The sequence below is a fragment of the Neobacillus sp. 114 genome (assembly GCF_030127045.1).
Classification (GTDB): Bacteria; Bacillota; Bacilli; order Bacillales; family Cytobacillaceae; genus Neobacillus; species Neobacillus rhizophilus.
This window is the reverse complement of the sequence record NZ_CP126144.1, coordinates 2,741,341-2,762,414: the sequence shown is the minus strand read 5'-3', so window position 1 is coordinate 2,762,414 and position 21,074 is coordinate 2,741,341. Positions and strand designations below refer to the sequence as shown.

The following is a 21,074-nucleotide window of genomic DNA, read 5'->3' as shown; positions in this document are numbered from 1 at the left end:
AAAAATTAAGTATTTGTCCACCTGAGGTGGACAAATACCCCAAATTGTCTTTCTGTGCTGCTTGACACCTATCTCAACATAACCCCTGTAACAAAGGTTAAAAATACGTGGGTGCCGAGTTTAACGGTTGGTTGGACGGCACTGTCTTTAAGCGGGTCAAGACAGACGATGTCCATTGCGCCTACTTTTGGATGCCTAGCCGCCGCCATTACTCCTTCGAGCAGTTCGGCTGTGGTCATGCCCCCCGGCGTAGAGGCCGGTACCCCTGGGGCATATGCGATGTCAAGGACATCCATGTCAACCGTCAAATAAATAGTGTCAACTTTAGCGGCAAGCGCGTCCAGACATTCAAGGACCGTTGCCTCGATGCCTTTTTTCCTGGCACGACCCAGCGTAATATAATTAACACCTTTTTCATCTGCATATTGCTTTAAATCTTTTGTGTTAAAAAATCCGTGTAGACCGATGTTATACATATTCGAGCCTTCCACGACGCCGCTTTCAATCAGGTTCCGCATCGGAGTCCCATTCGAGGGTCCATTATCACTCATGTCCCGTAAATCAAAATGGGTATCAAGCTGAATAATCCCAATCTTCTCGTCAGGCCGGGCCTGATGCAGCCCCTTTACCATCATTGCCGTAATCGAATGATCACCGCCAATAGCGCAAATCTTGGACTTTGTAAAATGCTGATGAAGTGATGTAGAAGCCGCGATAATATTATCATGGCAGCGGCGGATATCAGTGACATGCATCGGGACGTCTCCTGCGTCCACTGCCGTCATAACCGTGAGATCCACATCTTCATCCAAATTATAGGTCGTGAATCCTTTCCATGCTCTTCGGAAGGCATCCGGAAATTCCGAAGCCCCTGATGCACTGATGGACGAACGAGAAAGCGGGACGCCGACAACGACGATGCAAGCGTCCTTTGCTTTTTCCGGGTCGCTTTCAGCTGACAAAGGCTCAATCCATTCATGAACTTTGCTAGCTTCCGCACTGCCCCCCTCTGGCCGTACCCATGTAAAGCTAGGCGGATTTAGTTTAGGATAAAGAAAGCTCTTCAATGAGTTGACCTCCCTTGACAACCACCCGGCCATTCTTCACGACTGTATCAGTGTGGTTGACACCATAGGAATATTGAAGCTTCATATAGTTTTCAATGTTAAAAATAGTCACATCGCCTTTTTTACCGACTTCTAAACTACCAATCTCGCGGCCGCGATTGATGGCATGGGCAGCGTTAATGGTGGCAGCTGTGATAACCTCTGCCGGAGTCATTCCCATTTTCAAGCAGCCAAGATTCATGATAAACGGCAGTGAAACCGTTGGTGATGATCCAGGGTTACAATCAGTAGAAAGTGCGACAGGTACTCCTAAATCGATCATTTTTCGGCCATTAGCAGACTCAGCCATTAAAAAGTAAGCTGTACCTGGCAGTAATACTCCGACAACGCCGTTTTCAGCCATTGCCTTCATGCCTTTTTCAGATGCTTTCAGAAGGTGATCCGCAGAAATCGCACCGACCTCTGCTGCTAATTCCGCTCCCTCATAGGGCTCAATCTCATCGGCATGGATTTTCGCAATTAAACCATGACGCTTTCCCGCTTCAAGAATGACCCGAGATTGTTCCGGTGTAAATACGCCATGTTCACAGAACACATCATTAAATTCCGCAAGCCCGAGTTCCGCCACCTTTGGGATCATTTCCTCCACCAACACGCGTACAAACTCATCAGGATTTTCCTTATACTCTTTTGGAACCGCATGTGCTCCCATAAAGGTAGAAACGACATCAACTACGTGCTTTTCCTGCAGCTCATTCGCCACTTCAAGCTGTTTCAGTTCGGTTTCCCAATCCATACCGTAGCCGCTTTTTGCCTCAACCGTGGTAACCCCATGACGCAAGAACTGATTCAAGCGGTTAAAGCTTTCTTTGTAGAGCTGCTCATGTGATGCGGCCTTGGTTGCTCTTGTCGTCGCATGAATCCCGCCGCCGGCATTCATGATTTCCATGTAGGTTTTACCCTGCAAGCGCATATTGAACTCGTTTTCTCTGCTACCCGCATGTACCAGATGCGTATGCGGGTCAACTAAACCTGGTGTTACAAGCTTTCCACTGGCGTCAACTAGTTCAGCCTCAGCGAGACGGTTGGCATATTTAGCCGCAAGCTCTTCATCAGTGCCGACAGCCTGAATAACTCCGTCCTCAATCCATACACTGCCGTTTTCGATAATGCCGAGCTCAGACATTTCCGCTTTTACCCGTGGCGCATCAGAGCCACCATGTAAAGTAACTAGTTGAGATGCATTTCTAATAAAAATTGCTTTGGTCAATTTGAGTCATTCCTCTCAAAACATAGTTTTGCAGGATTATCTCGGGCTACATTTCCATTTCAACATAGGAATCCGCCAGAAATTGCAAGTTATTCGCCGAAAACATCAACATATCCGCCGAATTAACCGAGATATCCGCCAAAATAGCGGACATATCCGCCAAACTTGCAGACATATCCGCCAAACACAATTGCGTACCTTATCCTAGTAATATTAGTCTTTCTTCAGCATTGGCATTTTGATGCCTTTTTCTTTAGCGGTCTTAATTGCTAGATCGTACCCAGCGTCAGCATGGCGAACTACACCCATCCCAGGGTCAGTAGTTAATACGCGCTGCAAGCGAACTTCTGCTTCCTTCGTACCATCTGCTACGATAACCATACCAGAGTGCTGGGAATATCCCATACCAACGCCGCCGCCATGGTGCAATGAAATCCAGCTCGCTCCTCCAACAGCATTGATCATCGCATTTAGAATTGGCCAGTCGGAAACTGCATCCGAACCGTCTTTCATTGCTTCCGTTTCACGATTAGGTGAAGCAACAGAACCAGCGTCTAAGTGGTCACGGCCGATAACGATTGGTGCTGAAACCTCACCACTAGCCACCATGTCATTAATCACTTTACCGAAACGTGCACGGTCTCCATATCCTAACCAGCAAATACGAGCAGGAAGTCCTTGGAATGCGATTCTTTCCTGGGCCATTCTTACCCATTTGCAAAGATGCTCATCATCTTTAAACTCGCGAAGTAATGCTTCGTCAATTTTACGGATATCTTCCGGATCGCCAGATAATGCCGCCCAACGGAAAGGTCCTTTTCCTTCACAGAATAGTGGGCGAATGTAAGCTGGAACAAATCCTGGGAAATCAAAGGCATTTTCCACACCTTCGTCTTTTGCTACCTGGCGGATATTGTTACCATAGTCGAATGTAACCGCACCTTTTGTCTGCATCTCCAACATCGCCTTCACATGAACAGCCATGCTTTGTTTGGAAAGCTTCACATACTCAGCAGGATTTTCCGCTCTCAACTTCGCTGCTTCCTCTAATGAATACCCAATTGGTACATATCCATTTAATGGATCGTGTGCAGATGTTTGGTCTGTTAACACATCTGGATTGAAACCTTTTTCGATCATTAATGGTAAAATTTCAGCCGCATTTCCAAGAAGCCCAATAGAAAGTGCCTTGCCTTCCTTCTTCGCTTCAAACGCTAAACGTAATGCTTCATCAAGATCCTTTGTTTTTACATCCAAGTATCTTGTTTCGATCCGACGGTCGATTCTCCACTCATCGACTTCCACAGCGATACAAACACCATCGTTCATTGTTACAGCAAGTGGCTGAGCACCGCCCATCCCGCCAAGACCAGCAGTTAGTGTAATCGTTTGTTTTAATGAACCGCCAAACTCTTGACGAGCAAGCTCAGCAAAAGTTTCATAGGTGCCCTGGACGATTCCCTGGCTGCCGATATAAATCCAGCTGCCGGCTGTCATTTGGCCATACATCATCAGGCCCTTTTTATCAAGCTCATGGAAGTGCTCCCAATTAGCCCATGCAGGAACAAGGTTTGAATTTGCCAGCAATACACGCGGCGCATCCTTATGAGATTTCCAAACTACAACCGGCTTTCCGGACTGAATCAATAATGTTTCATCTTCTTCTAACTCTAAAAGCGTTTTCACAATTGCATCAAAAGATTCCCAGTTACGTGCCGCCTTTCCGATTCCGCCGTAGACAACTAAATCTTCTGGCCGTTCGGCAACCTCCTGGTCAAGGTTATTATAAAGCATGCGGAGCGCTGCCTCTTGAATCCATCCCTTTGCATGCAGTTCAGTGCCTTTATAATTTTTTACTACTCTTGGTTGTGATGTTTTCGTTTCCATTTTTTACACCCCTTATTAGTTTAAATCTATTTTTATTATAAAAAGCCAATCTTCTGAAAAATACGAATAAAACATTAGAAAACAGATACTATTTTTATAATAAAATGTTTTTTTTTAGGACAACCCCTATGTAAAATATAATTTTTTTAGAAAATGTTAATTATTTTTAGAAACCTAATAAAAAATGACTCAGTCAGCACTGAGTCATAGTTTCATTTCTTTCCGATATTCTCTTGGCGATGAACCCATCAAATCCTTAAACAGCCTGCTAAAATAATTGGAATTTTGGAAGCCGGCCATGGCGGCAATTTCATTAATGGGCTTGTTCGTCTCTCTCAGCAGTCTTTTCGCTTCCTTCATCCTGATTCTAGTCAACACATCCGTAAAGCTCGAACCAGTCGTTGAGGTTATAAGATGACTGAAGTAAGACGGATTTCGCTCCACATATTGAGCTACTTCTTCAAGCCGCAGCTGGCTATTTGAAAAATTAGCTTCCATATAGGCGATGCCTCTTTCGATTGGATCGTTTTTTAAACTTCGGATGTTAGCCTCTACACCCTGGAAAATTTTTTGCATAAATAAAATCAGATTTTGAACCGTCCGGTAAAGAACCGTATCATATAATATAGAATTAAAAATGTACCGATATTCCCTCTCAAAGTGCTCGTCTTCCTCAAGAGTATAGGTCTTCATAAATCTTCTTATTTGCGCCAAAATACTTGTCAACCTGATTCTAACCAGCCCGGGATCCGGATAAGGAGTTTCTAAATGTAAAAATTCATCATAAAGGCATTTCTTTATTTTTTCCAATTCATAGTTGGTCAGCATGTCAATCCAATTCCGTTGCTCGGGAGGCGTTAAGAATGGGTCGAGATAAACCCATTTCGGAGAGTATTCAAACTCCACCACCTGCCGGTATCCTTTATAGTAAGTGAAATCCAGCATTTTTCTGGTTTGGCGATATTTTTCGTTAAGTGGCATTGAGGAATTCCCTTTATGAACGACTATCGCAAGGGAGTCGGAAAAATCCTCTTCCCATCTTCTCATTGCTTTCCGGCATTGCTCCATTATGGTGGTACAGGATTCCTTAAACAAAAGAATAACCATGTCACTTAACGGAAAAATGCCATGTAAATCCTTAAAGGAATATTCTAATAAAAAAGAATGCAAGGTACGATTCATTTCAATTTCTTCAGCCTTAAATGCTGAAATATGGTAGTTTTCCCTAAAACCTGTTTGAGAAATAAATAAGGTCTCATAGGTAATATCTTTATAAAGAGTTGACTGCATTGGACCATTTGGTTTCAATTTGCCCGAAAGTTTCCGGGATGCCTTTTGATAAGCAGACTTTATTTTTACAGTGGAAAAGGGTTTGATCATTAAATCCAGTGCCTGCAGGTCAATGGCCAAGCGTGCTTTTTCAAAAGTGGCCTCAGCGCTAGTTAAAAGCAGAATAGGTTCATAAATTTGGATTAAATCACGAAAAGCCGGCCAATCTTCTTTGCTAATCATATCTAGTTCGATTAAAACGACTTCTGGGGCTTCTTTCTCAAAAAGGACGATAAATTCCTGATAATCGGCTGCCGACAAGATGTTGGCAACAGGGATAGAGGAGGTTTTTAACATCCACTTCAACCCCTCCCGTTCGTTTAAGTCACGATCTGCTATCAGCCATTTTCCTTCCATTAAAAAATCCTCCATTTTTTAAACCTATCTATCATTCTATAGCATAAAATGTTTGTTTAACAGTATCCAATTTAGTCGTTAAAAGAAAAAAGGACAAGCACCATCAATCGCAAATGGTGTTCGTCCTTATTTTAGCAGTTGATTAGTTCGGCAAGCTCCGCATTTTGATGGAGCAGTCGGCGAATTTCATCAGGTACAGTGGTTTTAATTCTTGTTTGCCGATTAATTGTTGTCAAAATGACCTCCGCAGACGCAAGCAGAATGCCTTGTTTATTTTCCATCTTTTGCATAAGGGTAAAACTTGTATTCCCAACTCGCTCAAGCCATGTGCGAACGATAATTTCATCATTATTAAACACTTCTTTTTTATAATCAACGCCAATATGTACCGCTACCGCCTCTACACCTAGCTGCTGGGTACAATAACGGTACCATTCCTTCCGCCCCAGGTCGAAATAATCAAAAATCTTCACATTACTGACATGAAATGTTTTTGTCTCTGCGATTAGCTCTAATTCAGAATAAGTCAATTTTTTCACCTTTCCCAGCTGCACCATTATTTTTTGAATTTTCCATATTTATTTCATTTTACACTATGTACTAAATAAATGAAATCTTTATCTGGTTTATGGTGCCTGATACCAATCAACCTTAAGGATCATTTCTTTTTCAAGATGGCTGGCGCGAATGCCGAAACGAGGGCTGACCGCTTCAATTTTCTCCCCAAGGAGGATTTTGATGGCCAGATAGGGCATATTGATGCCAGACAGGCAACTGATATGCATGCCGCCGCTCATACGCGGGTTAATTTCCAATAGCTTTGGGATACCATTGTTATATTTTAATTGAATATTAAATATATATGGCAGCTTAAACTTAAGATGAAATCGATGGGCGAGTTGAATCAACTCTTGATGGTCAACTAGCTCACGGATTCTTCCATCTCCTTTCATCCTTGGGATCGCGGCAATTAATCGGTCTGGTGTTGCCAGGCAATCAATACTATATTCCCGGCCCTCTAAATACTCGAGGACCATTAAATCAGGAAACGTCTCCTGCTGACCAAGAATTTCGCATGCGTACCGATAAGGCAGTCGAAAACTAGTGCCATGATGAAAAAGCTGTTTGATGGAATCAATCTCATCCTTAATCACGCGAAAACCGTTGGCACCCTCACCAATAACCGGTTTAAAGCAAACCTTATGTCCCTTTTCTATCAGTCTTTCGCAAGCCGACTTAAATTCCGCTAAAGTATTAACCACATAATGTTCAGGAATAGAAAATATAGGTCCTTCTTCTTCTGCCTTTTCCATAACTGTTCGATAAGCAAGAGCCTTATTATCCATCTTCTCCATTAGTTCCGCATCTGGACAGACCAACACTTTGACGCCAATTTTTTCGAAATCAGCAAGTCTTTTTGAAATTAACACGTTTTCCTTGCGAGGTATAAAAATGTCGATCCCATGTGTTTCACAAAACTCCAGACAGAAGGCGATATATTCATCACCGGAGAGTTCCGGTTCGGTAAAAGCTTTATCACAATACTGCAAATAGAGTGCATCCTTATTCGGACTCGTTCCATAGATTGTAAATTTCCGGTTATCGGGATTGTCCCGAATCATCTCAATATAGTGGGAAACTGTTGTAAACCAGCGGTTAAACCAAATTTTCATAAAAATCCTCTCTCATGGTGTAATTTGACCCTTCCATTATGTTCAAACCGTGTTTTTTTTAAACAGATAAATATTTTTCTAAAATAAAAAAACGCCTCTTTTGCTGCAGAAGCGTTTTGGAATAATAGTCTGGCTGACTAGACCGGGGTTCTTATGTTATTATATCTTAGGGCAAATTCCATGATGGCGTTGAGGTTTAGATGGGATTCGTCTTTTATTACACTATCCACTTTTTTTACCACTTGTCTTTCAAAAAAATTCATTTTAGAAACTATGAATTCGCCACCAAACAAGCCCATTGCCACGGAGTTTTTCCGTAAATCCTGCGGAAAGGCGTGGTTAAATTGCTCCACAGCGATATCACCATCCCGGATGCAGCACAGAAATAGCCCCACTACTTTTTCTAAAAGCTCATCATGATGTTGTTTGATAAATTGTTTAATTTTCCTTTGAATTTCACCGGCATGAATCGATCCGCCAATAATAACCCCATCATAGTCATCTAAATCAAAAAGAATTTTATCCCGTTTCAAATCTACAGCGAGGACCTCTCCTTCAATATTCACGCATAATACACTCACAACCTTTTCTGTCGTACCATGGGATGAGCAATAAACAATTAACGTTTTCATGATTTGCCCCTCCTTCAAAATGATGTTCCTATTTATTCTCATTATATAGCCTGTAAAAAAGGCTGGACGCAAAAATATTGGCAATATTATTACAATTTCGATTTGCAGGTATTCACTTAATTGTGGAGTTTTTAAAGCTTCGCTTCGCAAAATGCCCGATTTCGCGAATGGCTTTACGAGCCTCGGGCAGAAGGCCGCCGAAGATTTGCCAGACGTGCCACATTCCTTCCCAAATCTTCAAAGTGACTTCAACACCTGCAACCCGCGCCTGAGCAGCAAGCTTTTCGGCATCACTTTGTAAAATTTCATGACTTCCCGCTTGGATAAACAATGGCGGTAAGTCGGTCAAATCAGCGAAAACAGGCGAAATCATTGGGTGATTGAGCGGTTTGTCACCTGCATACATGGCAGCTGCCTTTCTTACGGCTTCTGGGGTTAAATACGGGTCCAGCTTCCTGTTTTTCTCATAACTCTCCCCGCTGCTTGTTAAGTCCGCCCAAGGCGATAAACAAATAACCGCTGCCGGCAGGGGATCGTTTTGCTCCCTCAGTGTCAAGGCGGCAGCAATACATAAGCCTGCACCTGCTGAATCGCCAGCAAAAATAATATTAGAAGATTCATAACCCCGTTCAAGCAGCCAGTGGTACACCAAAACAGCATCCTCTACAGCAGCCGGGAATGGATGTTCAGGGGCAAGCCGATACTCTGGCAAGAGCACCTTGGCACCGGAAGCCTTGCCAATTCTCGCTGCCAGCACACGGTGGGTATCTGCCGACCCATATTCATATGCACCGCCGTGCAAATAAAGGATTACCTTGCCACCCTTGGTATCAGTGAAGGAAAGCCATTCAGAATAAAGCCCGCCAACTTTGCAGGATTCCCTATTACAGCCCTTAGGCAGCTTGCCAAGCTTGGCACCAAATTCATTGAACCTCTGCCTTATCTCTTCCATCTCTGTTTTCCTGATTCCTTTTTTCGCCATTCTTTTTACCGATAGTTTTATCATTTTTTCGATAAATAAACTTTGAATGCTTGGCATAACGGTCATCCCCCCTCCCTAAAACACACATATATATTATACTGAAAAAACTTAATTACATATATCTTCCAACACCGAAATATCCCAATTTTTTCATAAATATTGTAAAAATTCTGTAACAACCCTGTATCTTATTGTACAATTGGATTAGCAGTAGTTACCAATTCGGAGGGGTTTTATTGAATCGACTTACCGACCATCTCATCATTATCTCATTCGACTGTCTTTCCGCTTTAGATTTTCCCATCATTAAAGAATTACCGCACTTTAAGACGATTCTACAAAACGGGGCCATGGTGGAAAATGTCGAGAGTATATACCCATCTGTCACCTACCCTTGCCATGCCACTATCGTAACGGGAAAATATCCCAACAGACACGGTGTCATTAATAATACCCTATTGTAGCCAGGACGCTTATCTCCTGATTGGAATTGGTTTCGCAGCTCGATTCGCGGGACCACCCTTTATGATGAAGTAAAAAAAGCTGGTATGACTACAGCCGCCTTGTTATGGCCAGTTACCGGCAAAGCGGATATCGATTATAATATGCCCGAGATTTTCGCCAACCGACCATGGCAAAATCAAATTCTTGTATCTCTCACCAGCGGGACTCCTCGCTTCCAATGGGACCTCAATAAACGGTATGGTCATCTCCGCAACGGCTTAAGCCAGCCGGAATTGGATGATTTTGTTTTAGAAGCAGCGGTGGATACGATTAAAACAAAGAAACCAAACCTAATGCTGATCCACTTTACCGACCTGGATTCCATGCGTCACTTCCATGGTTTTTCATCTGATGAGGCAATTGCCGCAATCCACCGTCATCACAGCAGGCTTGGCAGAATAATGGTAGCACTTGAGGAGAGCGGCATCAAAGATAACTCCACTGTGGTTGTCCTCGGCGACCACAGCGCGTTGGATGAAAATAAGGCTGTACACTTAAACGTACTATTTAAAGAACATAATCTGATTACCACCAACTCTCGCGGAAAGCTGGTAAAATGGAAGGCATACTGCAAAAGCTGTGACGGTTCGGCATATATTTATATAAAAGATCCGAGTGACACCATTACTTATGAAAAAGTAAAATCCTTATTGTCTGAAATGATTCAGGACCCAACTTCGGGAATTGAACAGGTGCTTTCAGGCAGTCAGGCTGCCGAGCGAGGTGCGGATGGGGAATGTGCCTTTATGATTGAAGCAAGCCTTGGGTATTACTTTTTAGAGGATTATGAGGGGGATTATATTAAAACCATTACAGCTGAAGATGTAAATGCAGATAAAAAATATACCCTGGCTACTCACGGCTATTCACCCGTAAAAGAGGCATATGGAACCATCCTTATGGCAGCAGGAAAAGGGATTCAACCAATCACACTCCCATCCATCCGGCTTATTGATGAAGGGCCCACCTTCGCGAGATTGCTTGGTGTCAGCTTAGGAGATACTGATGGAAGAGTAATTGAGGAGCTATTGAAACTGTAAAAACTTAGTTAGGGGGAAAAAATATGAGCCGGATGACAAAGCAAGAAAAAAGCTGGGTATTTTACGATTGGGCCAACTCCGCCTATTCTATCCTGATTACCACTGCTGTTTTTCCGTTATATTTCAAAGCAGCCGCCAAAGAGGCAGGGCTTGTCGGTGCAACATCAACTGCCTATTGGGGCTATGCCAACTCTTTTGCGACACTATTAATCTCTATTTGTGCCCCCGTCCTTGGCAGCATTGCAGATTTCCGAGGCTTTAAGAAACGATTTTTTACCTTTTTCTTTGCATTAGGAGTTATTTTTACTTTTTTGCTCGCCGTGGTTCCAAACAGCCAGTGGATGATTCTTTTAATCTGCTATATGGTTACGGTTATAGGTTTCGGCGGAACGAACATTTTCTATGATGCCTTTCTTGTTGATGTCACTACTGAGGAGCGGATGAACAAAATTTCTTCACGCGGTTTTGCGATGGGCTATATTGGCAGTACCATCCCGTTCATTATGGGAATTGCCCTGATCATTTTGGCCCAACAAAGCATTCTCCCATTGTCTGTCACCGTTGCCAGCCAAGTCGCTTTTGCCATCACCGCCTTATGGTGGGGACTATTCACGATTCCGATGTTAAAAAATGTAAATCAGGTTTATTACAAGGAACGCGTCCCAAACCCGGTTTCCAACGGCTTTAAACAGTTATTTATAACGTTTAAAAAAATTAAACTGTATCGCCCGTTATTTCTCTTTTTAATTGCCTATTTCTTTTATATTGACGGGGTTAACACAATAATTACGATGTCAACCGCATACGGATCGGATTTGGGGATTGATTCTACGAATCTGTTAATCATCCTGTTTGCCACCCAGGTCGTGGCCGCGCCGTTTGCCATTTTGTACGGCAAGCTTGCTGATCGGTTTAAGGGCAAGACGATGCTGCTCGTTGGCATTTTCGTTTATATCATCATTTGTACTTATGCCTATTTCTTAAAAACTGTTTTGGACTTTTGGATTCTGGCCATGCTTGTCGCCTCTTCTCAGGGCGGCATCCAAGCACTCAGCCGCTCTTATTTCGCCAGATTGGTACCAAAAGAAAGTGCCAACGAGTTCTTTGGATTTTACAGCATCTTTTATAAATTTGCAGCCATCCTTGGACCGTTTTTAGTCGGTTTTACCGCACAGATGACAGGAAACACCAACAGCGGTGTTTTTAGCTTAATTGTTTTGTTCATCATAGGTGCGATTATTTTAATGAGAGTGCCAGAATCAAATCAGGTTACACAATCAAATTCAATTACCCATTAAAAAGACAAAACAGCGAAGTCATGTGCTTCGCTGTTTTTGTTTACAATGCCCCCACTTTCGTCGTTGCCCGCGCACCGATTTCATTGGCAAATCGGACAAATTCCTCTAATTTCAAATCATCTTGAGGCATACCATGATTATGAAAGCGGGATATTATGGCCGCCATGAATGCATCACCTGCGCCGGTGGTATCTACAGCTTTAACCTGCACACCAGTAATGAAAATGCTTCGTCCCTTATGTACGGCACAGGAGCCTTTCCCGCCCATTGTGATAAACAGAAACGGAATCCCCCACTCAGAGATAAGCTGCAGACCTTCCTCCAGATTATTAGTTTCTGTTAAAAAGAATAATTCATCTTCAGCCATTTTAACGATATCGGCCTGTTTGGCAAATGCAATGACAGTCTCCCGGCATTTCTTTTCGCATTCCCAACGTAGCAGTCGGATATTTGTATCAAATGCCGTCAGCATCCCCCATTTACGGGCATATTCGAGTGCCTGGCGTGTCGTTTCCCTTGCGATATCATGAAAAAGTGTCCCGGAACCGAAATAAAAGAGCTTCCCCTGCTGAAACAATTTCTCAGGAAGATCATTGGTGGTCAGAAGTAAATCTGGAGTTGGGTTATTATAAGAATGAAACTGTCTCTCACCCGATTGATTTATATGTACCTTAACACTGCAGATTCTTTTTTCAGGCGAACGGACACAATAATCGACGTTCACTTTCTCTTTTACCAGCTCCATCTCCACAAAAGCACTTTCCTCGTCCGTTCCTAGTTTCGTTAAGTAATAAGAAAGCACTCCTATCCTGCTTGTCCAAACGGCAGTATTTACCGTTGCCCCACCGGGAAACTTGTGAAATATTGTATTAGTTGAATCCTTTGATATGTAATCAATAAACGCATCCCCGAGGGATATCACACCTTGCCTGCTCAACGCCGCACCTCTTTTCAAGCTTTAACTACCATTCTACCACAGCTATTTTTATAAAAAAATTTACCCCTTGTAAAAAGAAAACACCCAGGCTAATCTGGGTGCCAAGCATTATTATTCTACATCGTATCCTTGATCATCAATTGTTTCTTTAATCGTGCTGAGGGATACTAAGTTTGGATCAAACTCAACATCGACTTGACCTATATCCAGCTTAACGGAAACATTTTTTACGCCGTCCAATTTACCGACGCTTCCTTCCACCGCTTTGACACAATGGCCGCAAGACATACCGCTTACATTTAATGTTACATTTTCCATTTTTCATTCCTCCGTTATTTTTTCATTAATTTTTGTACGGTTACAAGTACCTCATCAATCACTTCAAAATCGCCTTCCTGAATCCGTTCCACCACACAGCTCTTCATATGGCCTTCGAGCAGGATTTTCGCTACGCTGTTTAAGGCCGACTGCGTGGCGGCGATTTGGTTGATCACTTCATCACAGTACGTGTCTTTTTCAATTAACCCTTTAATGCCGCGAATCTGCCCTTCAATTCTGTTCAGTCTTGTCACAAGATTGCTTTTTACCTTATCAGAATGGTGACTCTTGCGGTGATTTTCCTCCGTATGGCAGCAGGATTCATCCATTAATTCCTTTTCATCCATTGACATTTGACCCGCCTCCCTTTTTGCTAATTATATCATACCCCCGTACCGTAAATCGATAATACAATAGCTATTTATTTTATTTCTATTACATAGGAGAACACTCTAACTTTTCCTTCCTGTTTGAATTCAGCCCAAATTTTATAAGTTCCCCGCCTTTCAAATTGAGTTTCAAAGATCGGTACTTTTTCATTATGTGGGTGAACATGCAAGTATAGATTTGCTTCCTCATCGAGAATGACGACATGGCCTGCCGCTCCTAAATATGGTTCTAATGTGGATTCATCTAATTTAAAATCAAGAGTAACTGGTTTACCGGCCTCAAATGAACTGACAACCAATTCAGCTGTTTTTCCATCGACTGTTTTCTTGAATGTTTCATCCGCTTTCAGGCGATTGTGATGATGGGTTTCCTGTGATACTCCAACAGTAAACGCAGCAGGCTTGACATGATAGTTTAATTTTTTCGGCTTGATGTCAATAAAGGCCTTATATGCACCATCCTTTAATTCATAAGCGATTTCAAACTGACCTGCTCGAACCTTTTCCGGATGCAAGTGGTAATATTGGTCAAGTTGATCATTTACCACGATTAGATGCAGCAGCTTTTCGTGGTTTACCTCTAGGTCATCAACTGGATTGCCATTTTGGTCCTTTAAATAAATCGTTATTTTTCCTTTATTGTAGGTGAAATTAGGTGTTACATCACCGTTCTTTACCTCACCCCCTTCATGCCCATGTCCTTCTGAGGCAATGTGTTTTTCATTACTTTCGTGGCTTGCCGCTTCACCATGTGGTACCTCTTCTTTATCAAAGTAAACATCGTAAACGATAAATCCGCCGCTGACGGCAAGCAAATATACAATCGCTGCGAGCGCCCATTTTTTCATCACCATACACCCCTTTGTTAATATTTCTTTGGGATGGCTGCCCAACAGTCAGCCACCCCATTGCTTTTTGTTGTTAAAGCTTCACTCTTTGTAATCGCAGTGCGTTTAATACGACTGACACGGAACTAAATGCCATGGCCGCTCCGGCAAGCCATGGGACTAGAAATCCGATTGCGGCAATTGGAATCCCCAATGTATTGTATCCAAATGCCCAGAATAGATTTTGTTTAATGTTTTGGATTGTCTTTTTACTCATAAAGATGGCATCGGCGATACTGTTAAGATCGCCTCTCATCAGCGTTATATCTGCCGCTTCCATTGCGACATCAGTGCCGGTTCCGATTGCCATGCCAATATCTGCGACCGCAAGTGCCGGTGCGTCGTTTATGCCATCACCGACCATAGCAACTTTGCGGCCCTGCTCCTGCAGCTTTTTCACTTCCGCTGCTTTTCCCTCTGGTAAAACTTCGGCAATAACGCTATCTACCCCTACTTCATTAGCAATCGCAGTAGCCGTGCGGATATTGTCACCGGTCATCATGATGACTTCTAGGCCCATATTCTTTAGTTTTTGAATTGCTGCTTTAGAAGTTTCTTTCACTGTGTCTGCTACTGCAACGATACCTGCAAACTTCCTATCAATCGCAACCAACATTGCCGTTTTACCGGTTTCTTCAAGTGCTTCCATTTTTCCAGCAGCAGCCTCGAATGATACTCCGTACTTATTCATTAATTTTCTAGTGCCAATCAATATTTCCTGGCCATTGATGTTAGTGTTTATTCCATACCCCGGTATGGCTTCGAAATGGCTGACGGCTTCTAATAAGTTGATGCCTTTTTCTTTAATACCACTTACGATCGCCTCAGCAAGCGGATGCTCTGATTGTTTTTCAGCCGAACCGACTAACTGCAAGAAGGTATTCTCGGAGTAGTTACCTTCAATGATCACATCAGTTAACACTGGTTTACCATTTGTAACTGTACCTGTTTTATCAAGTACCACTGTAGTGATACGGTGGGTTGTTTCCAAATGCTCGCCACCTTTGAATAGAACACCAGCCTCTGCGGCCCGGCCAGAACCGGCCATAATCGAGGTTGGTGTTGCAAGACCCAATGCACAAGGGCAAGCAATTACCAGGACAGCAATCATTTTTTCCAACGCTTCAGCGAAGTTGCCTGGGCTTACCCAGATGAACCAAACCAAGAAGGTTACGACAGCAATTCCAACAACGATTGGTACAAAAATTCCTGAAATTTGGTCTGCGAGCCGTTGAATCGGCGCTTTTGAGCCTTGTGCTTCTTCAACCACTTTTATAATTTGCGCTAAGGCGGTGTCCCTTCCAACCTTTGTAGCCTTTATTTTCAAAAAGCCGTTTTTGTTGATGGTAGCGCCGATAACTGGGTCGCCAACGGTTTTATCAATTGGGACGCTTTCGCCTGTCAGCATCGATTCATCAAGGGCAGAGCTACCTTCGATGATTTCTCCGTCGACAGGAATTTTTTCGCCAGGCTTTACATAGATAATGTCCCCGACTACTACTTCTGCTAATGCGATTTCAAGTTCTTTTCCATCCCTCAATACAGTTGCCGTTTTGGCTTGGAGCCCCATTAACTTTTTGATGGCTTCAGATGAGCGTCCTTTAGCGCGGGCTTCGAACAATTTTCCTAAGATGATCAAGGTTATCAGGACCGCACTGGTTTCAAAATAGAGTTCCACCATTTGTTCGCCTGACACAATGGTCATAATGGTTAAATATAAGCTGTAAAAGTAGGCAGCAGATGTACCAAGTGCGACAAGAACGTCCATGTTGGCACTTCCGTTTCTTAGCGCCTTATAGGCTCCTACATAAAACTGCCTTCCAACAACAAATTGAACTGGTGTCGCCAAGGCCAATTGAACCCATGGGTTCATCAGCATGTCAGGCAGGTAAATGAAGGATGTAAACTCAAAGTGGCTGACCATCGCCCATAATAACGGGAATGACAGAATCAGTGAAAAAATAAATTTACCTTTTTGTTTTTCGATTTCCTTTTGACGGTGGTCGACGCTTTCCGAATTTTTATCCTGTTTCACTTTGGCTTCATAGCCGATTTTTTCTACCTTTTGGATGATTTCCTGAATATTGACTTGGGCCGAATTGTATTCGACGGATGCTGTTTCAAGTGCCAGGTTGACAGTGGCTTTTTTGACTCCCTCGAGTTTGTTAATCCCCTTTTCGATTCTCGTAGCGCAAGCAGCACAGGTCATTCCGATGATGTCAAATTCGGCTTTCTCGGTGATAACTCCATAGCCGAGATCATTTATCTTTTTAACAAAGTTTTCCGTGTTTGTTTGTGCTGGGTCATACTTGATTGCTGCTTTTTCAAGCGCCAGGTTCACGTTTGCTTCCTGAACGCCTTCTAATTTATTTAAGCCCTTTTCGATTCGTGTTGCACAGGCTGCACAGGTCATGCCTGTTATCGGTAATTGGACTTCTTTGGTGGCATTACTCATTTTCTTCTTCCCCCTAACTTTTGGAGTTGATTTCAACTTTAATATTTACCTTATATATTTATACTATACCCCCCTACCCCATAACGTCAACAAAAAAATAAAAACTTTTTCCAGTTTTTTATAATTGGGCTTATTTGGGTCGAAATTTTGATTATGGGGCCGTATTTTTGGTAAATCATTGGAAAACAAGGTTAAATCAAGAGGATATTGGAGGGATTGTATGGATCTGCAGGTTCAGGGAACAGGAGGCCATCTCAGTCCTAAATATAGCAAGATTTCCCACTTTACGGGCTTTGTCGAAAAAAACTGTTCAATGGTAAGATGAACTTAATAACTAAAGGAGGGTTTTAACATCCAACATTTACGTTTGAAGTACACGAGTGAAATGGAGAAAGCACTTCTTAATGCCCATGGTGTTTGTTATAAGGTTTATTGCCGGAATCATGACATACGGTTATTAGTTGAAAAAAGACGCGAACAGGATTATTTTACATCACAAATGTTGCTTGCCGATATTGGACGCAAATTTCATACTTAACACTAAAAAAGGTGTCAGGCTCTCTTTCATGAAAGTACCTGGCACCTTTTCATTCTTCAATCCATCTCATCAATAATGGTTTGTTGGATGCTTCGAATCACATCGCCCCTGCTGAGGACACCGATAACACGATTATTTCCATTTAACACAGGCAATTTTTTAAAATGGTGCTTGGATAAGAGGGAGACAACCTTTTTCATGTCATCATCAGGATGAACAGTGACAATTCCGTTTGTTTTGGCAATCTTTATGATTTCCCTTCCTGCCATTTCACTCAAGCGGCTTTCTAAATCCTCCTCGGCGATATATGTCATAAAGGTAAAATAATTATAAATTTGCCGATCAATGGGTTTAATGGCTCTTAAGATATCCCCGTCTGTTACAATGCCGCATAATTTACCCTCGCCATCTACAACAGGCACGCCGCCAATTTTCTTTTCCACAAAAATTTTCATAACATCTTTAATGGTATCAGTTGGTTTGGCTGTAATGACGTTCATTATCATAAAATCTCTTACTTTCATCGCTAGTCACCGCTCTCCATTTATTCTTCATTTTCAATAAGTAATTTCTTCAGTACATCAGGAGGGAAAACAATGCGGCAAATGACCTTTGCCAATCCAAAAAAGTCCTCTTTTTTACAGTGTTCACCCATTTCTGTATTTCCACTCTCTGCCAACACCATGATGGACCAGGCAACCTTTTCTAAATCCAAATCCTTCCAGGTTAACCCTAAATCATAAGCACGCTTCAATCCGGTAAGAATTCTTGAATGGATTTTCTTTCTGGCTTCTTTTAACACCTCGGCAAGTTCAGAATCCTTATGCAGTAGTTCTGGCAAAACGCGGTGAAGCCCCATTCCGTTAAGCCGTTTCATATGCGATTCTAATAATGATGCCAATAATAGTTCAGGGTTTCCGGTAGTCCAATTTGGTTCAGGAGGGAGCAATTCATCTATTTTATCCTCCAAAAGGGACATTAATAGCTGCCGTTTATCTGAAAAATAGCGATAAAAGGTACCGGTAGCAACCCCTGCACGGGCCGCGATTTCCTTTGCGGTTGTTTGCTCATACCCTTTTTCAATAAACAAAATTCGCCCGCTTTCCAAGAGAGCATTTCTTTTTTGTTGGGCCCGTTCTTGTTTAGGAAGAATCGGATATTCACCTACAAGCAAATCTTCACGTTCAGTCATAGGACCACCTCGGGCTTATTATAGCACAAAAACAAAAAGTGAACTACAGTTCATCTTTTTGTTGACAAGTTTATAGCTGGATGTAATACTTGAACTATAGTTCATGTTATTCATTTCCTCCCATAACACCCCTGGATTAAAGGAATTCGTCTAACATGAACAACTTTTTTAAAATTTTTTAAAAAACAGGTTTTGTCAGGAAGGATATCAACATATTTTTCCGAATAATATAGGGTAATCTTATTTTTTATATTGGGTTTATTAATTTTGAAAGGTGTTGATCCATATGGCCAATCAATCTGACTCTAAAAAAATCTCGGTAAATTCAACTATTTCCTTAAAAGGAATAGTAAAAGCCATTTTCAACGATACCGTTCACGTTCAAATTGGCGGAAAGATCATTACTCTGCCAAAAAAGGATTTTCTTGCTGAAAGTTAAGTGATTTATATTTAAACATAGAAGTATTTTGTCGGTCTGCTGCTAGCATTAGTGGCAGGCTATTTTTTTGTTTAAAATTTGAACAAACCTTTAACTCTGTAAAGGAATAAAATTTCCTGTCAAAATAATACGAAAATATGATATATTCATATATATTAAAAAAACATGGGAGTGAACGAAATGAAACTAGACATCAAACGAGCCTATAATTTCAATGCCGGCCCATCTGCTCTTCCTCTTTCTGTACTGGAAAAAGCCCAGCAGGAGCTGATCGATTTCCGTGGCACAGGAATGTCAATCATGGAATTAAGCCACCGCAGTGCTGCCTATGAAGAGGTACATAATCAGGCGATCGCGCACCTAAAGGATTTAATGAGTATTCCTGATAATTATGAAGTACTCTTTTTGCAAGGTGGAGCAAGCCTTCAATTTTCGATGATTCCGATGAACTTTTTGGGAGAAGGAAAAAAAGCGGGTTATGTGATGACTGGATCTTGGTCAGAAAAGGCTTTTGCCGAAGCCAAGCTATTTGGTGAAGTTTCTCAGGCGGCGTCATCAAAAGAAGGCAAATACCGCCGCATACCTAGACTAGCGGAAATACAATTTCAAGGTGACGAGGCCTATTTACATTTGACCTCAAATAATACAATTTACGGAACGCAATGGAAGGAATTCCCTGCTACTGGCAATGTTCCGTTAATTGCGGACATGTCCAGCGATATTTTATCCAAGCCTGTTGATGTCAGCAAGTTCTCCATGATTTATGCGGGTGCCCAGAAAAACCTTGGACCTTCCGGTGTTACGGTGGTAATTGTTCGCAAGGAGTTTCTTGAGAAGGCTAATTCTAATATCCCTACCATGTTAAAGTACAGCACTCATGCAAAAAACAATTCCTTATATAACACTCCGCCAACCTTCGGCATCTATATGCTCGGTGAGGTTCTTGGCTGGGTACAGGAAATTGGCGGCCTTGAGGAAGTTGTCAGACGGAATGAGGAAAAGGCGAAGGTTATCTACGACGCTATTGATAATAGCAATGGTTTCTACATCGGTCACGCTGAAAACGACAGCCGCTCCCTAATGAATATTACCTTTAACTTAAAATCTGAAGAGCTGGAAAAAGCATTTTTAGTGCAAGCCAAGCAAGAAGGCTTTATCGGTGTAAACGGCCACCGCTCCATCGGAGGCTGCCGCGCATCCACCTACAACGCCGTTCCATACGAATCCTGCAAAGCATTCAGCGAATTTATGGAACAGTTCCAAAAGCAAAACGGATAAAACATGGGGACGGTTCTAATGCCTCAAATTTTTGAGGCAAAAGAACCGTCCCCACGTTTCATTTCACAGCTTTCAATATGGTCATTGACCATTCCTACTGCTTGCATGAAGGCGTAGCAGATGGTGGAGCCGACGAATTTAAAGCCGCGCTTTTTTAGATCCTTGCTCAATTTATCGCTTATCTCAGTGGTAGCAGGCACGTCTTTCATTTCTTTGAAATGATTGACCATCGGCTTACCATCAACGAAAGACCAAATATAAGAACTAAAGGATCCAAATTCCTCAACTACCTTCAAAAAAGCTTTGGCATTCCCAATTACCGCATTTATTTTTAAACGGTTTCGAACAATACCTTCATTATGTAATAATTCTTCAATCTTTTGATCATCATATAGAACAATTTTTTTCGCCTCAAAATTGTCAAACGCCCTCCGATAATTCTCCCGCTTTTTTAAAATCGTATACCAACTAAGGCCAGCTTGTGCACCTTCCAAATTCAAATATTCAAACAACAAACGGTCGTCATGAACCGGGACTCCCCACTCGTGGTCATGATAATCAATATATAATGGGTCTTGATTAACCCAGCCGCAGCGATTCAT

At 42.2% G+C, this 21,074-nt stretch carries 20 protein-coding genes and 1 pseudogene; 5 read left to right on the top strand and 16 right to left on the bottom strand.

Going from position 1 to position 21,074, the window contains the following annotated elements; translation table 11 throughout:
* Window positions 1-68: 68 nt before the first annotated feature.
* The 8 genes from QNN06_RS13545 to QNN06_RS13510 all read right to left on the bottom strand — a co-directional run bounded on the left by QNN06_RS13545 (window position 69) and on the right by QNN06_RS13510 (window position 9,254).
* The gene (locus tag QNN06_RS13545) at window positions 69-1,067 is read right to left on the bottom strand and encodes an agmatinase family protein (protein WP_249366401.1); all 999 of its coding nucleotides are present in this window, start codon (window positions 1,065-1,067) and stop codon (window positions 69-71) included.
* Window positions 1,045-2,337, bottom strand: coding sequence for an imidazolonepropionase (gene hutI, locus QNN06_RS13540; protein ID WP_213115865.1), 1,293 nt, complete (start codon window positions 2,335-2,337; stop codon window positions 1,045-1,047). The genes QNN06_RS13545 and hutI overlap by 23 nt, the downstream gene beginning before the upstream one ends.
* Window positions 2,338-2,550: 213 nt before the next feature.
* The gene (hutU, locus tag QNN06_RS13535; protein ID WP_213115866.1) at window positions 2,551-4,224 is read right to left on the bottom strand and encodes a urocanate hydratase; all 1,674 of its coding nucleotides are present in this window, start codon (window positions 4,222-4,224) and stop codon (window positions 2,551-2,553) included.
* A 204-nt stretch (window positions 4,225-4,428) separates the two neighbouring features.
* Complete coding sequence (locus tag QNN06_RS13530) at window positions 4,429-5,910, bottom strand: helix-turn-helix domain-containing protein (RefSeq protein ID WP_284037704.1); 1,482 nt, start codon at window positions 5,908-5,910, stop codon at window positions 4,429-4,431.
* A 131-nt stretch (window positions 5,911-6,041) separates the two neighbouring features.
* Window positions 6,042-6,440 carry an acyl-CoA thioesterase gene (locus QNN06_RS13525; RefSeq protein WP_213115868.1) on the bottom strand — a complete coding sequence of 133 codons (399 nt, stop codon included), beginning with the start codon at window positions 6,438-6,440 and terminating at the stop codon, window positions 6,042-6,044.
* Window positions 6,441-6,536: 96 nt separating this feature from the next.
* Window positions 6,537-7,583, bottom strand: coding sequence for an ATP-grasp domain-containing protein (locus tag QNN06_RS13520; RefSeq protein WP_213115869.1), 1,047 nt, complete (start codon window positions 7,581-7,583; stop codon window positions 6,537-6,539).
* Window positions 7,584-7,720: 137 nt separating this feature from the next.
* Window positions 7,721-8,215, bottom strand: coding sequence for a flavodoxin domain-containing protein (locus QNN06_RS13515; RefSeq protein WP_284037703.1), 495 nt, complete (start codon window positions 8,213-8,215; stop codon window positions 7,721-7,723).
* 112 nt (window positions 8,216-8,327) lie between these two features.
* Window positions 8,328-9,254, bottom strand: coding sequence for an alpha/beta hydrolase (locus QNN06_RS13510; protein WP_213115871.1), 927 nt, complete (start codon window positions 9,252-9,254; stop codon window positions 8,328-8,330).
* 179 nt (window positions 9,255-9,433) lie between these two features.
* Between QNN06_RS13510 and QNN06_RS13505 the strand changes: the two are divergent.
* Together QNN06_RS13505 and QNN06_RS13500 are read left to right on the top strand one after the other, a co-directional pair.
* Window positions 9,434-10,741: pseudogene (locus QNN06_RS13505) on the top strand (alkaline phosphatase family protein).
* 23 nt (window positions 10,742-10,764) lie between these two features.
* Window positions 10,765-12,039 carry an MFS transporter gene (locus QNN06_RS13500; protein ID WP_213115873.1) on the top strand — a complete coding sequence of 425 codons (1,275 nt, stop codon included), beginning with the start codon at window positions 10,765-10,767 and terminating at the stop codon, window positions 12,037-12,039.
* Between the two features lie 40 nt (window positions 12,040-12,079).
* Here the strand turns inward: QNN06_RS13500 and QNN06_RS13495 are convergent, their stop codons facing one another.
* The 5 genes from QNN06_RS13495 to QNN06_RS13475 form a co-directional block, all read right to left on the bottom strand.
* On the bottom strand, window positions 12,080-12,976 hold the full coding sequence (locus QNN06_RS13495) for a carbohydrate kinase family protein (protein WP_213115874.1): 897 nt from the start codon (window positions 12,974-12,976) through the stop codon (window positions 12,080-12,082).
* Window positions 12,977-13,087: 111 nt separating this feature from the next.
* The gene (copZ, locus tag QNN06_RS13490; protein ID WP_213115875.1) at window positions 13,088-13,294 is read right to left on the bottom strand and encodes a copper chaperone CopZ; all 207 of its coding nucleotides are present in this window, start codon (window positions 13,292-13,294) and stop codon (window positions 13,088-13,090) included.
* Between the two features lie 14 nt (window positions 13,295-13,308).
* Window positions 13,309-13,647 (bottom strand): metal-sensitive transcriptional regulator, encoded by a 339-nt coding sequence (locus QNN06_RS13485; protein ID WP_213115876.1) that lies wholly within the window; start codon window positions 13,645-13,647, stop codon window positions 13,309-13,311.
* Between the two features lie 68 nt (window positions 13,648-13,715).
* Complete coding sequence (locus tag QNN06_RS13480; protein WP_213115877.1) at window positions 13,716-14,531, bottom strand: hypothetical protein; 816 nt, start codon at window positions 14,529-14,531, stop codon at window positions 13,716-13,718.
* A gap of 73 nt (window positions 14,532-14,604) precedes the next feature.
* The gene (locus QNN06_RS13475) at window positions 14,605-17,025 is read right to left on the bottom strand and encodes a heavy metal translocating P-type ATPase (protein WP_284037702.1); all 2,421 of its coding nucleotides are present in this window, start codon (window positions 17,023-17,025) and stop codon (window positions 14,605-14,607) included.
* Between the two features lie 385 nt (window positions 17,026-17,410).
* Between QNN06_RS13475 and QNN06_RS31385 the strand changes: the two genes are divergently transcribed.
* Window positions 17,411-17,563, top strand: a complete 153-nt coding sequence (locus QNN06_RS31385) for a YuzK family famiily protein (RefSeq protein WP_481819248.1) — start codon at window positions 17,411-17,413, stop codon at window positions 17,561-17,563.
* A 56-nt stretch (window positions 17,564-17,619) separates the two neighbouring features.
* Here QNN06_RS31385 and QNN06_RS13470 read toward each other — a convergent pair whose 3' ends face one another.
* On the bottom strand, window positions 17,620-18,087 hold the full coding sequence (locus QNN06_RS13470) for a CBS domain-containing protein (RefSeq protein ID WP_213115879.1): 468 nt from the start codon (window positions 18,085-18,087) through the stop codon (window positions 17,620-17,622).
* Between the two features lie 20 nt (window positions 18,088-18,107).
* A complete protein-coding gene (locus QNN06_RS13465) occupies window positions 18,108-18,755 on the bottom strand; it encodes a TetR/AcrR family transcriptional regulator (RefSeq protein WP_213115880.1) in 648 nt (215 codons plus the stop codon).
* A 286-nt stretch (window positions 18,756-19,041) separates the two neighbouring features.
* On the opposite strand from QNN06_RS13465, the gene QNN06_RS13460 reads away from it, so the two are divergent.
* Window positions 19,042-19,194 (top strand): hypothetical protein, encoded by a 153-nt coding sequence (locus QNN06_RS13460; RefSeq protein WP_213115881.1) that lies wholly within the window; start codon window positions 19,042-19,044, stop codon window positions 19,192-19,194.
* A gap of 180 nt (window positions 19,195-19,374) precedes the next feature.
* Window positions 19,375-20,472 carry a 3-phosphoserine/phosphohydroxythreonine transaminase gene (serC, locus tag QNN06_RS13455; RefSeq protein WP_213115882.1) on the top strand — a complete coding sequence of 366 codons (1,098 nt, stop codon included), beginning with the start codon at window positions 19,375-19,377 and terminating at the stop codon, window positions 20,470-20,472.
* 23 nt (window positions 20,473-20,495) lie between these two features.
* On the opposite strand, the gene QNN06_RS13450 is transcribed toward serC, so the two are convergent.
* Window positions 20,496-21,074, bottom strand: coding sequence for a DNA-3-methyladenine glycosylase I (locus QNN06_RS13450; protein WP_213115883.1), 579 nt, complete (start codon window positions 21,072-21,074; stop codon window positions 20,496-20,498).